This window comes from Arthrobacter sp. SPT-J7, assembly GCF_059089965.1.
The window spans coordinates 1-12,747 of record NZ_JBNHFF010000084.1; the positions used below are offsets into that span (position 1 = coordinate 1).

Sequence of the window (12,747 nt, forward strand, 5' to 3'; positions counted from 1 at the left end):
CGGTCAGCTCGAACGTGCCCAGCGGCTTGTTGTCACGGGTGAACTCGCGCTCGCCCTGGAAGACCTGGATGGCCACGGACGGCTGGTTGTCGTCAGCGGTGGTGAAGGTCTCGGACCGCTTGGTGGGGATAGCAGTGTTGCGCTCGATCAGGTGCGTCATCACGCCACCCTTGGTTTCGATACCGAGGGACAGCGGCGTGACATCGATGAGGAGGACGTCCTTGCGCTCGCCCTTCAGCACGCCGGCCTGCAGGGCTGCACCAACGGCCACGACCTCATCCGGGTTCACACCCTTGTTCGGCTCCTTGCCGCCGGCGAGCTCCTTGACCAGGTCGTACACGGCGGGCATACGGGTGGAGCCACCCACAAGCACGATGTGGTTGATGTCGGAGAGCTTGATGCCGGCTTCCTTGATCACATCGTGGAACGGCTTCTTGGTGCGCTCCAGCAGGTCCTTGGTGAGGTCCTGGAACTTGGCGCGGGTCAGCTGCTCGTCCAGGTGGACCGGGCCGTCGGGCGTGACGGACAGGTACTGGAGCGAGACGTTGGTGCTGGTGGAGGAGGAAAGTTCCTTCTTTGCCTGCTCGGCAGCTTCGCGGAGGCGCTGCAGGGCGATCTTGTCCTTGGACAGGTCGATGCCCTTGACCTTGAGCTGGTTCAGCAGGTAGTCAACAACGCGCTGGTCCCAGTCGTCGCCGCCCAGGCGGTTGTCACCTGCGGTGGCGCGGACCTGGATGGTGGAGAAATTGTCTTCGTCCTTGCCGACTTCCAGCAGGGACACGTCGAAGGTACCGCCGCCGAGGTCGAAGACCAGGATGAGCTCGTCTTCCTTGCCCTTGTCCAGGCCGTACGCGAGTGCTGCGGCGGTGGGCTCGTTGACGATGCGGAGGACGTTCAGGCCAGCGATTTCGCCGGCTTCCTTGGTGGCCTGGCGCTCGGCGTCGTTGAAGTAGGCCGGAACGGTGATCACAGCGTCGGTGACCTTTTCGCCCAGGTAGGACTCGGCGTCGTTCTTCAGCTTCATGAGGATACGCGCGGAGATTTCCTGCGGGGTGTACTTCTTCTCGTCAATGTTGACGGTCCAGTCCGTACCCATGTGGCGCTTGACCGAAGCGATGGTGCGGTCGATGTTGTTGACGGCCTGGCGCTTGGCGATCTCGCCCACCAGGACCTCGCCGGACTTGGAGAATGCAACGACCGACGGCGTGGTGCGGCCACCCTCGGCGTTGGCAATAACGGTGGGCTCGCCACCTTCGAGAACGGAGACGACGGAGTTGGTGGTTCCGAGGTCGATACCTACTGCACGTGACATGTGTTGCTTCCTTCTTTCCTTGGAAACTTACTGGCGCCCTGATGATTGAGCGTTCTGCACTCAACTTTACTCAGGGCGCCAGCGATGTCAATCCAAGTTGAGCGGAGTACGCTCAACTTTGTTTTCGGGCAGTGGGGAGATGGCCTGGAGTTCCGCACAGTGGCGGGCTTGAGCAGAAGACAACGGCGGCCCGCCGTTTCGCTGTTGGAGAACGGAGCCGCCGGCTGCTTGCCTTGCGGTGCTACCTGTCGCTGTCCCGGTCGCCGTGAAGGGGTCCACCCTCTTCAGCAGTGGTGTTGACCTGCCCGTCGGTAAGCCCTTCCCGGATGCTGTCAGTTTCGTGCCCGGTTCCAGCGGTACCGGCATCCCCGTAATCCCCGTCCGCGTATTCGCCGTCTCCAAGGTTCTCGGCAGGGTCCCCTGCAGTGCCGGCATCGCCGTAGTCACCATCCACATACTGGCCGCCTTCGCCTTCCAGTCCGGGGGCGCTGTTTCCCCTGCGGGGCTGCTCGGCTGCGGATTCCTGGTTCTCAGTCATGGTGCACCTCTCCTTTGAGTTCCGCGTCCATGCGGGCGCATTTGCAGTCTATCCAGCAGGCGTTTCCGCCGACAGGGCTTTCATTCGGCGGCGTTTGGACTGGCGGCGGCAGCCGAACTAGCGGATCGTGGTGGAGTGGCGTCCCGGCTCAGCAGTCCCGGCCCGACCCTCAGGGTTGGGGCCCGGCTCCACGGACGAGCCTTTCCCCGGGCGGCCCAGCTTGCCGGGCCACCAGATCCGCGGACCAATGTCGTAAGCCAGGGCAGGCACCAGCAGCGAGCGCACCAGGACCGTGTCCAGCAGAACCCCGAAGGCGACGATGAAAGCCAACTGCACCAGGAACATGATGGGAATGACGCCCAGGGCGGCAAACGTCGCCGCCAGCACTACGCCGGCGGAGGTAATCACACCGCCCGTGACGCCAAGGCCGCGCAGGATGCCGGGCCCGGTGCCGTGCTTCAACGATTCCTCCCTCACCCGGCTCATCAGGAAGATGTTGTAGTCCACTCCGAGTGCCACCAGGAACACAAAGCCGAACAGGGGAACGGTAGCGTCCGCGCCGGGGAAGCCCAGGACATTGTTGAACACAAAAGCCGAAACACCCATGGCAGCCGTGTAGGAGAGGACCACCGAGAGCACCAGCAGGACCGGTGCAACCACGGAGCGAAGCAGCAGCATCAGGATGAAGAGGATGACCACCAGCACAACGGGGATGATGATCACCAGGTCCCGCTGGGCAGTGGTGTTGGTATCCAGCGCCGTGGCGGTCACACCTCCTACCAGCGCGCTGGGATCCACTGCCTTTACGTCCGCACGCAAGGCCTTCACGGCCTCCTCCGCATCGAGCGAATCCGCGGCATAGTTCAGCGTGGCATTAATCAGCACCTTGCCGTCGCGGACGTCCGGAGCGCTGGGAGCACCGGGGGCTCCGGTGACGGGCACGGAACCCTGCGCCAACAGGTAGGCCTCGCCTACGCCGTCGGCCGCCTTTACGGTGTCCAGCACCTCCTCCGCCCTGCCTTGATCCACCACCACGACGGCGGGGCTTCCGCTGCCTGCATCGAAATGGCGAGCCAGTGCGTCCTGGCCGTCCACGGCGTTGGACGCCGTCAGGATGACGTCGGTCTGCGGCACCCCGTTGGCCTTGAGCTGAAGGACGCCGGCGGAACCGGCCAGCAGAAGCAGGACGGAGGCGACCCAGATGATGCGGGGCCGCCGCGAAACCAGTGAGGCCGTGGCGCGCCACAGCCCCTTCTGGCCTTCCAGTCCGCTGACAAGCTTCGGCTCACGCTCACCCGCGGGGGCAAGTTTCGGGCCGAAGGGCCAGAACGCCGCACGGCCCAGGAGCGCCATCAGGGCAGGCAGCAGGGTCAGGGCAGCGAACAGGGAGCAGAGGATGCCGGCAGCTGCTACGGGACCCAGCGCCTTGTTGGAATTCAGGTCCGAGAAGAGCAGGCACAGCAGCGCGATGATCACGGTGGCACCTGACGCGAGGATGGGCTCGAAGGAGGCTTTCCAGGCCGTCAGCACGGCGGCGGTGCGGCTGGTGGTGCAGGTCAGTGCTTCCCGGAACCTTGCCACATACAGCAGGGCGTAGTCCGTGGCGGCACCGATGACGAGGATGGACAGGATGCCCTGGCTTTGGCCATTGAGCTGGATCCAGCCGGCCTTGGCCATGCCGAACACCAGCAGGATGGCAGCACACAAGGCGAAGACTGAGGTCAGGAGCACCATGACCGGCAGCAACAGCGAGCGGTAGACAATCAGCAGGATCACCAAAACTGCGGCCAGCGCCACCAGCAGGAGGATGCCGTCGATGCCGGCGAAGGCCGCTGTGAGATCTGCAGCCAGCCCGGCAGGACCCGTGACATAGGTCCGCATTCCCTCAGGCGCTGCCCCGGCAACAGTGTCCCGCAACTCCTGGACAGCCTCCTTGACGCCAATCGACGAATCGATGGGCGCAATGAACTGGACTGCTTTGCCATCCTCCGACGGAATTGGACCAATCACCGCACTGCCCAGCTCCAGGCTTTCAAGCTCCGTCCGCAGGGACGCGGCCTCACCCAGCTGGGCCGAAGTGAGGCCTTCGTCGCTTTCCAGGACAATCACGCCGGGAACCTCATCAGAGTCCCGGAATTTCGCCTGCCAGTCCTGCGCGGCCGTGGCCTCGGCGCTGGCCGGCAGGAAGGATGCCTGGTCATTGGACGAGACCTCTTCGAGCCGTCCGAAGGTGGGTCCGCCGATTCCGGCGAGCGCCAGCCAGGTCAACACGAGAATTACGGGGAGGAGCCAGCGCAGCCAGAACGGATCACGTTCCTGGGCGTGGGAATGAAATTTCACGATGCCTTCCGAGCAACTGTCAGGAGTAAACTTGGTTCCATACTAGAGTATCTCCACCATAGAGATAAGCGCCTCCCTAGCTTTTCTCAGCGGACGGATAAGAGGAGAACGGCACGGCTGAAGTAATATCCGTCAGTACGGTGCCAGCGGCGCCCCCGGCGCTACGGCGGGGAACTTCCACAGCACAAATTCTTGGAGGTGGACATGGCAGGCGATGCGACCTTGGCTGCCCCCGGCCCTCCGGCAGCGGGGGTGCCTCACCCCTTGGTACGGCTTCTTCAGGAATTCACCCTCGAGGCCAACCGCTATGTGGACGCCGCCGGCGGGCGCAAGGACATGCACCGGACGGACCTGAACGCGCTGGCGGTAATCATGCGCCACACCGCGAACGGCGGCACCGTCACGCCTGGGCTCCTGCGCAAGGAGCTGAACCTAAGTTCCCCTGCCACCACGGCCCTGATCGACAGGCTGGACACCTCCGGACACGTAGTGCGGGAGCGGGACAGCTCTGACCGCCGGAAGGTTCACCTTCGCATGACGCCCAAGGCCTTCCAGGACGGCGGCGCCATCTTCGCTCCCCTCTCGCACCGGATAGGCAGTGCCATGGCGAATTTCAGCGCGGAGGAACTGGAAACAGTGACCCGCTTTATGACGGCCATGGTGGAAGCCACGGTGGCCGCGCGGGAAGAATCGTCCAGCGCGCCCAAGTAGGTTGGGGGTAGCGTTTGGTTATGAGTGCGCAGCAGCCCGAAGACGACGTTTACACGCACGGCCACCACGAGTCGGTGGTCCGCGCCCATGCCGCCAGGACGGCGGAGAACTCCGCGGCATTTGTCCTGCCGCATCTCGCGCCTGGCTCTGAAGTGCTCGACGTCGGCTGCGGCCCGGGCAGCATCACCTGCGATTTCGCCGTTCTGGTCAACCCCGGAAAAGTCACCGGCCTGGACCGCTCACCGGACATCATCGCCCAAGCCAAAGCCCTCGCCGTCGAGCGGGAGGTTTCCAACGTGGAGTTCGTGGCGGGCAACATCTACGACCTCGACTTCGACGACGAGACATTCGACGTCGTGCACGCCCATCAGGTGCTGCAACACCTCACCGACCCCGTGGAGGCACTGCGGGAGATGAGGCGGGTGGCAAAGCCGGGTGGCATCGTTGCCGTCCGCGACGCTGACTTCCACGGCATGAGCTGGTATCCCGCCATCCCTGAACTGGACGAGTGGATGGAGCTGTACCAGCGGATCGCGCGCAGGAACGGGGCGGAGCCCGACGCCGGGCGGCGGCTGGTGAGCTGGGCGCAGTCAGCCGGGTTCACCGACGTCGCACCCACCAGCAGCAACTGGCTCTACGCCACCGGGCAGCAGCGCCGCTGGCAAGCGCGCGTCTGGGGCGAACGCGTGCTGCATTCGGCTTTCGCAGAGCAGGCACTGGAGTATGGTTTCGCCAACCCTGCGGATCTGGCCAGAATTTCTGCCGGCTGGCACCGCTGGGGATCCACCGACGACGGCTGGTTCCTGATCCCCAACGGCGAGGTCATCGCCCGGGCATAGATCCACGACGTTGTCCCCATAGCCGGAGTCGGCTGATACCTGGTGCTGATCGCGTCCGTAGCATCAAAAGAATGATCATCCAGGCAGGATTCGACCTTGAGCTCCTCGCCCGTCTGCTGATAGCTCCCACGGGTAGTGCCCTGCCGAAGCTGGTGGTGATAAAGCTCGACTCCATGCTGGGATTTGGTTTCCCTCAGCCAGTGAGCACATGCCGGTAACTGCCACTAAACTTGGCTGGTGCAATTCTCCCTTTGGCTCGCCCTTGCCGGCGCCGGTGCCCTGATCAGTTTCACCCCCGGCGCTGGAGCCATCAACACCATGAGCAACTCCCTGACCGCCGGTTTCCGCCGCTCCATCTGGGGCATCCTGGGGCAGCAGGCAGCGCTGGTGGTTCACATCGTGATTGTGGCCCTGGGCGTGGGCGTACTGGTGGCTAGTTCGCCAATTGCCTTCAACGTCATCCGCTACGCAGGAGCGGCATATCTTGTCTATCTGGGCATCAGGCAGTTCCTTAGCAAGCCGGACCTTGAACAACAGAAGATTGCGGGCCTGAAGAACGAGCCGGCCTGGTCCATCTTCCGGCGGGGCCTCTGGGTGAACCTGTTGAACCCGAAGGCCATCGTCTTTTTCCTCGCGTTTATGCCCCAGTTCATCCGGCCGGACCAGCCCCTCCTGGCTCAGTACGCAGTGCTGACGGCAACAGTGGTCGCCATCGACATTCTGGTGATGTGGTTCTTCTTTGCGGCCGCAGCCAGGTCCTTTGAGCGCTTTACCCACAGCACCCGAGGCCAGCTGGTCCTTAACCGCTCATTTGGAGTGCTGTTTGTGGCCGTGGGCATCCTGCTGGCATTCCTCCACTGACCCGTCTTGAGTGTTTCGGACGCCCCCTGGCGCACATGTGACGGCAAAGCACAGCTTCTTTACAAAACAGTCAACCTTTATGAATCCGACGCTAGCCAACACGGTCCATTAGCGCGCATGCTTAGTTTCATGAACTCAACGTCGAGCCCATACCGTGTCATCGCCGTCTGCACCGGGAACATCTGCCGGTCCCCCATGGCTGAGCTGATGCTCGTCGCGGCGCTTGAACGCGAGGGGCTGGACAGCCTGGTAGCCGTGGATTCCGCGGGTACCACTGGATATGAGGCAGGCCGGCCGATAGACCCGCGGGCCGCACGACGTTTGGACGCCACGCAGCTCTTCTCGGACAAGCACGTTGCCCGGCAATGGCAGCCCACATGGTTCCGTGAACGCGACTTGATCCTGGCGCTCGACATCGACCATTACGCGTGGCTGAGTGAGTCCGCGCCGGACGATGAGTCCAGGAACAAAATCCGCATGTTCCGGAGCTTTGATCCGCGGCTGGCAGAAAAGGACCTGCTGGACCAAGGCATCGAGGACCCCTGGTACGGCGGGCACGCGGATTTCGACGCCGTCTGGCACCAGATCCACGCCGCCCTGCCCGGGCTGGTGGGCTATCTCAAAAAGGCTGTCCTCCAAGGCGCCCAGCTCCAGCACGGATGAAAGCCCTGCAGGGATGAAGGTACGCTCTAATCCATGAGCCCTGCCCCCGTCATCATCGCCGTCGACGGGCGCTCAGGCGCGGGAAAAACAACACTCGCCGTTGAACTGGCGGCACGGCTGCGAGCGCACCACAAGGTCTCGCTGTTCCACCTCGAGGACATTTACCCGGGCTGGAATGGGCTGATGGCCGGCGTGGACCGCTATGTCGCCACCGTGCTGGCACCCTTGAGCCGGGGCGAGGCGGCTGCCTGGGTCAGCTGGGACTGGGAAAAACACTACGACGGCGACGCCCGCGTCACGCTGCCCGCCGAGATCGTCATCGTTGAGGGTGTGGGTTCCGCCGCCGCCGCCGCCCGGCCCTTCCTCAGTGCCGTCATTTGGGCTGACTCACCCGAGGACATCCGCCGGACCCGCGCACTGGACCGTGATGGCGGAACGTACGAACCGTTCTGGGACCAATGGGCGGCACAGGAGGAGGAGTGGCTGCGTGGCGACGACGTTCCCGGCCACGCTGATGTACACGTCCTGAACCGCGCAGACGGTGCCGCCCCCGCCGACGTACTCCGGCTCCTTCCCTGCCTTCCCGCGCTGGCCACGGCCCTTTCCCCCGAGCTGTCCACCCGCCGTGACCTGAGCCTCCGCGCGGAATGCCTCAACCTGCGCCCGGAAGCCGCGGCACTGTTTAACGCCCTGTACGGCAGCTCATCGAACGCAGCATGGCTGGACTCCTCGAATACGGGCGCTGCCGCCGGGTCTCCGCCGCACCAGTCCGGGTCCACAGCTGCGGAGCGAAGCCGCTTCAGCATCATGGCGGACGACGGCGGCTTGTCGGGCCAGTGCGTGACGCACCGCTCCGGCGAAAGCCTGATCCAGGCAGGCTGCGCCACCGCCACTATTGAAGGGCCTTTTTTCCGTTGGCTGGACACCGTGTGGGGAGGCACAACGGTCCACACTCCCGACGGCTACCCCGGCGAATTCACGTTGGGCTGGCTGGGTTGCCTGGGATACGAGCTCAAGCGGGAAACCGGCGGCACCGATCTTGCAGCGCCCACCCCGGACGCCGCCCTGATCTTCGCCGCCAGGGCAGTGGTCCTGGACCACGCCGCAGGTACCGCCTGGCTCTTGGCCCTGGACGTTCCGGATGCGGACGAATGGTTCAGGGACGCACGGGCCGCCGTTGAAACTGCCTCCGCACTTGCTGCAGATGCCGAGGGGGCCGCCAACGCCGGCGGCAGCAGCGGCGTCGTGCTTTCATCTCCGCCAGTGTTCCGCAGCCGGGACACCAGCGCCGAATACAAGGCAAAAATCGCCGCCGCGCAGCACGAAATTGCCGAAGGAAACACTTACGAAGTGTGCCTGACCACCACACTCTCGGTCCGGGTTCCGGCCGCAGAGCTGGACCCGTGGCCAACGTACCTTGCGCTGCGGCGCAGGAACCCGGCCCCCTTTGCCAGCTACCTCCGGTTCGGTGGCCTCACGCTGGCCAGCACCTCGCCCGAGCGGTTCCTGAAGATAGCGTCCGACGGCGGCATGCGGGCCGAGCCGATCAAGGGCACCCGCCGCCGCGCCTCCGATCCGGCGGAAGATGCCCGGCTGCGCTCAGAACTCGAAACGTCCCTCAAGGACCGCGCCGAGAACATCATGATCGTTGACCTGCTGAGGAATGACCTGAGCCATTTTGCGGTCCCCGGCTCCGTAACCGTGAGCAGGCTTTGTGCCATCGAAAGCTACGCGACCGTCCACCAGATGGTGAGCACCATCGACGCGCAGCTGCGGCGTGGATCGTCCCGGGCAGAGGCGGTGGCAGCCTGCTTCCCGGCCGGCTCCATGACCGGCGCACCCAAGATCAGCACCATGGCCATCCTGGACCGGCTGGAAGGCGAAGCACGCGGGCTGTACTCCGGCACCGTCGGCTACTTCTCGCTGAACGGCGCGACCGACCTCGCCGTCGCCATCCGGACGCTGGTGATCCACGACGGCGGTGACGAAACCGCGGAACTGACCCTCGGCGTCGGCGGCGCCATCACTGCCGATTCCGATGCCGGTGAGGAGTACGAGGAAATCCGCACCAAGGCGTTCGGGGTCCTCTCGACGCTGGGCGCCGGGTTCCCGGAGGACTGAGGCTCCCGAAAGGCCTACTGAACGGTCGCCGTCAGCCTGGCCACGTTGTCCACGTACCGCGCCGCCAGCGGCCGGTTGAGCCAGTCAGACAGCTTGAGCTCGCGCGAAATGTCCCGGTAGGTGTCTTCCACGGCGCGCATCTTGGTGACGATGTCGGCTCCCAGCAGCATGACGGACACCTCCAGGTTGAGCGAAAAGGAGCGCATGTCCATGTTGCTTGAACCGAGGACCGCCACTTCGTCGTCGATGGTGAAGTGCTTGGCGTGGAGCACAAACGGGGCTTTGTACAGGTAAATCCGGACCCCGGCCTCCAGCAGCGCCTCGTAGTACGAACGCTGGGCGTGATGGACCAGGAACTGGTCTCCCTTTTCGGAGACGAACAACTCCACGTCCACCCCGCGCTGGGCAGCTGTGGTGATGGCGTAGAGCAGCGAGTCGTCCGGGACGAAGTACGGGCTGCAGATGGAGATCCGGTGCTGGGCGGAGTAGATGAGGGTATTGAAGAGCCGCAGGTTGTTTTCGGTGATGAACCCCGGGCCGCTGGGGACCACCTGTGCGGTGACGTTTCCGGGATGCGGGTTGGACGGCAGCTGCAGCTGGTGTTCCAGGGACTCGTCAGTTTCGCTCAGCCAGTCGGTGGCGAAGACGACGTTCAGGGTAGTGACGATGGGCCCTTGGAGGCGGGCCATCAGCTCCACCCACTCCCGGCCGGCCTTGCGGTGCCGAGGGTTGTTGTAGGAGGGCTCGATCAGGTTCTGGGAGCCGGTGAAGGCGATTTCGCCGTCGATCACCATGATCTTGCGGTGGTTCCGCAGGTCAGGGCGGCGCCACTGGCCGTGAATAGGCAGGAGCGGGAGCATCCGCTTCCACTGGATCTTGCCGGCCCTGAGCCGCCTTAGGAGGTTTTTGTAGCCCTGGACACGGAGGGTGCCGATGTGATCGAACAACACCCGGACTTCGACGCCGCGCTCGGCCGCTTCCTCCAAAGCTGTCAGCAGGTCATTGGTGATGTGGTCGGTGCTCATGATGTAGAACTCGGCATTAACGAACTTCTTCGCCTTCCGCACCGCCTCCGTCATATGCAGGATGGAGTCCGGGTAGCCGGGGATCAGGTCCACGGAGTTGCCATCAACCATGGGCAGCGAACCCAGCCTCCGGTTCAATTCCGCGGCGGACCTCACCCATTCCGGGCCCGGGTAGTCGCTCTCCACGTCCGCAAGGGACGAAATCCCGGCGCGCACCCTCTCGTTAACCTGCTGCTGCTGCTCCCGGCGCCGCTTTGACAGCTGGAAATTGCCGAACAGCAGGAAAAGGATAATGCCCACAAACGGGACGAAAAAGATGCCCAGCAACCAGGCCATTGCCGTGGTGGGCCGCCGGTTGCCGGGGATGATCCCCACGGCCAGCACCCTGATCACCAGATCGGCGACAGCCAGCAGCACCACGATCCATGTGGGCGCGGAACCGGCAAGCGAAAATGGCCACAACACGTGAATAACCCCCGGGAGACGGGCTGCCGGCGGACGGTTTCCAGCCGGGGCACTCTGCCCAGCTTATCCGCGGGACGCCGCACTAAGCTGGAGCCATGACCTCTCCAGCTTCCGTGGTTCTCGTATTCCTCGACCCCTCCTTCCCGGACGGCCGGGTGGCCGACGCAACCAAGCCCCAGCTGTTGGTGACGGACCAGGGCGCCACCCGGGGCGACGGGATCTTCGAGACCATGCTTGCAGTGGACGGCAGCGTACGGAAGATCCAGGCCCATCTGGACCGCCTGGCGGGTTCCGCGGTGGCGCTGGATCTGGCCATTCCCAGCGAGGCGGAGTGGCGGCGCGCCGTAGCCACCGCCGTGTCCGAACACCAAACCCGGCATCCGACCGCTTCCGGTGCCGACAACGAACTGGTGGTCAAGCTCGTGGTGACCCGTGGCGTGGAGGGCGCCTCAGCTCCCACCTCCTGGGTCCAGGTTTCTCCTGTCGGGGCGGCCGGGCGACGGCAGCGCGAGGCCGGCATCGACGTCATCCTCCTGGACCGCGGCTACGACAGCGACGTCGCCGAGCGCGCCCCGTGGCTGCTGCTCGGTGCAAAGACGCTCTCCTACGCCGTCAACATGGCCGCCTTGCGGCACGCCCGTAAGCAGGGCGCGGACGACGTCATCTTCATCTCCTCCGACGGCCGGGTCCTGGAGGGCCCCACGTCCACCGTGCTGATGGCGCACGTGGAAACGTCCGACGACGGCGCGTCGGTCAAGCGCCTGGTCACGCCGCAGCTGGACAGCGGCATCCTCGCCGGCACCTCTCAGGGCGCCTTGTTCGCTGCGGCCACAGCGGCTGGCTGGGAACTGGGGTACGGTCCTTTGGAGCCCCAGGACCTGCTGGATGCCGACGCGGTCTGGCTCATTTCGAGCGTCCGCATGCTTGCCCCGGTGAACCGCATTGACGGCAAAGAGGTGGGCACGCCCTCGGTGCAGAAGGAGCTCACCGCTGAGCTGAACGAGCTGTTCGCGGGCATCGAATAGACCCTGGCAGCCGGGCGGGAAAGCCCACTACATCAGGCTGTCAGCACGGGCCATGACCGACCGTGAATTTACGGAACTCGCCCGACATCTAAGTACCGGCCACGGTTCACTGCCGGGGGGGCTTCCTTCGAGTAACCGCCCGTGGCACTCCTCCACTATGCGGGGAAAGCCTGCGGTTCCGGGGTCAGCTGGGCTTCGAGGCCCGACAGCAGGATCGTAATGCCTTGGTCCAGTTCGCGCTCGCCATCATAGTCGGCGAGCGCAGGAGCCAGGGCACGGAGCCGGGGAAAGTCTTTTGATGGCAGCCGGTGCAGCCCCAAACGGAGCAGCACTTCGTTCTCTTCCGGGTCCACAACGAATTCCTGCAGCTCATTCAGAATGTGGCCATAGAGGAAACCGTAGTAGGCACGGTAGACGTGAAGGGCGTCGGCAGGGCTGAAGCCGGCGCCAATGAGCAGGGAGAGGATCTGCTCCAGCGGGCGCAGCGTGCCCAGCGGCCTTAGCCCCAGCGGCGTGGAAAGCGGCCTGGTCACCAACAGCGGCACGACATTCGGGTGCTGGAGCGCCAGCCGCCGCAGGTTATGCGCGATGTGACGGAGCTGGGCTTTCCAGTCGGGGTCCTCGGGGTGGATGGGCAGCTCGTTCAACACCAGCTCCGAGACGCCATCCAGTAGCGCCGCCCGGTTCTCCGCATAGCGGTACAGGCTCATCGGATCCCGCTCCAGTTCCTGCCCCAGGCGGCGCATGGTAAGGGCTTCCAGGCCCTCCGCGTCCACTATTTCCAAAGCTTTAGCGAGCACCAAATCGCGGCTCAGCCTCGCTTTGTGGCCGCGGGGCTTGGTGCCTG

Annotated in this window: 11 protein-coding genes; 6 read left to right on the forward strand and 5 right to left on the reverse strand. The window is 64.6% G+C overall.

Translation table 11 applies throughout. The features are described 5' to 3' along the window. The 3 genes from dnaK to AC5RWX_RS24055 all read right to left on the reverse strand — a co-directional run. On the reverse strand, positions 1 to 1,312 hold a 1,312-nt coding region (gene dnaK, locus AC5RWX_RS24045), incomplete at its 3' end, for a molecular chaperone DnaK (RefSeq protein ID WP_494098807.1). Between the two features lie 241 nt (positions 1,313 to 1,553). Next, positions 1,554 to 1,850, reverse strand: coding sequence for a hypothetical protein (locus tag AC5RWX_RS24050; protein WP_494098808.1), 297 nt, complete (start codon positions 1,848 to 1,850; stop codon positions 1,554 to 1,556). Positions 1,851 to 1,967: 117 nt separating this feature from the next. Beyond that, a complete protein-coding gene (locus AC5RWX_RS24055) occupies positions 1,968 to 4,190 on the reverse strand; it encodes an MMPL family transporter (protein WP_494098809.1) in 2,223 nt (740 codons plus the stop codon). 204 nt (positions 4,191 to 4,394) lie between these two features. Between AC5RWX_RS24055 and AC5RWX_RS24060 the strand changes: the two genes are divergently transcribed. The 5 genes from AC5RWX_RS24060 to pabB all read left to right on the forward strand — a co-directional run bounded on the left by AC5RWX_RS24060 (position 4,395) and on the right by pabB (position 9,385). Continuing rightward, the gene (locus AC5RWX_RS24060) at positions 4,395 to 4,901 is read left to right on the forward strand and encodes a MarR family winged helix-turn-helix transcriptional regulator (protein WP_494098810.1); all 507 of its coding nucleotides are present in this window, start codon (positions 4,395 to 4,397) and stop codon (positions 4,899 to 4,901) included. Positions 4,902 to 4,921: 20 nt separating this feature from the next. Beyond that, positions 4,922 to 5,740, forward strand: a complete 819-nt coding sequence (locus AC5RWX_RS24065; RefSeq protein WP_163167609.1) for a methyltransferase domain-containing protein — start codon at positions 4,922 to 4,924, stop codon at positions 5,738 to 5,740. 237 nt (positions 5,741 to 5,977) lie between these two features. Next, positions 5,978 to 6,601 (forward strand): LysE family transporter, encoded by a 624-nt coding sequence (locus AC5RWX_RS24070; RefSeq protein ID WP_494098811.1) that lies wholly within the window; start codon positions 5,978 to 5,980, stop codon positions 6,599 to 6,601. Between the two features lie 129 nt (positions 6,602 to 6,730). After that, positions 6,731 to 7,264: a low molecular weight protein-tyrosine-phosphatase gene (locus tag AC5RWX_RS24075; RefSeq protein WP_494098812.1), complete on the forward strand. Its 534-nt coding sequence runs from the start codon at positions 6,731 to 6,733 to the stop codon at positions 7,262 to 7,264. A 33-nt stretch (positions 7,265 to 7,297) separates the two neighbouring features. Continuing rightward, positions 7,298 to 9,385, forward strand: coding sequence for an aminodeoxychorismate synthase component I (gene pabB / locus AC5RWX_RS24080; protein WP_494098813.1), 2,088 nt, complete (start codon positions 7,298 to 7,300; stop codon positions 9,383 to 9,385). Positions 9,386 to 9,399: 14 nt separating this feature from the next. Here pabB and cls read toward each other — a convergent pair whose 3' ends face one another. After that, positions 9,400 to 10,872 (reverse strand): cardiolipin synthase, encoded by a 1,473-nt coding sequence (gene cls, locus AC5RWX_RS24085; RefSeq protein ID WP_494098815.1) that lies wholly within the window; start codon positions 10,870 to 10,872, stop codon positions 9,400 to 9,402. A gap of 98 nt (positions 10,873 to 10,970) precedes the next feature. On the opposite strand from cls, the gene AC5RWX_RS24090 reads away from it, so the two are divergent. Next, on the forward strand, positions 10,971 to 11,900 hold the full coding sequence (locus AC5RWX_RS24090) for an aminodeoxychorismate lyase (RefSeq protein ID WP_494098814.1): 930 nt from the start codon (positions 10,971 to 10,973) through the stop codon (positions 11,898 to 11,900). Positions 11,901 to 12,055: 155 nt separating this feature from the next. On the opposite strand, the gene AC5RWX_RS24095 is transcribed toward AC5RWX_RS24090, so the two are convergent. After that, a complete protein-coding gene (locus AC5RWX_RS24095; protein ID WP_494098816.1) occupies positions 12,056 to 12,715 on the reverse strand; it encodes a TetR/AcrR family transcriptional regulator C-terminal domain-containing protein in 660 nt (219 codons plus the stop codon). Positions 12,716 to 12,747: the final 32 nt, after the last annotated feature.

Coding starts and splice junctions, on each gene's coding strand:
- AC5RWX_RS24090 (WP_494098814.1), top strand. CDS start 10,971: ATGACCTCTCCAGCTTCCGTGGTTCTCGTATTCCTCGACCCCTCCTTC.
- AC5RWX_RS24065 (WP_163167609.1), top strand. CDS start 4,922: ATGAGTGCGCAGCAGCCCGAAGACGACGTTTACACGCACGGCCACCAC.
- AC5RWX_RS24060 (WP_494098810.1), top strand. CDS start 4,395: ATGGCAGGCGATGCGACCTTGGCTGCCCCCGGCCCTCCGGCAGCGGGG.
- pabB (WP_494098813.1), top strand. CDS start 7,298: ATGAGCCCTGCCCCCGTCATCATCGCCGTCGACGGGCGCTCAGGCGCG.
- AC5RWX_RS24050 (WP_494098808.1), bottom strand. CDS start 1,850: ATGACTGAGAACCAGGAATCCGCAGCCGAGCAGCCCCGCAGGGGAAAC.
- AC5RWX_RS24075 (WP_494098812.1), top strand. CDS start 6,731: ATGAACTCAACGTCGAGCCCATACCGTGTCATCGCCGTCTGCACCGGG.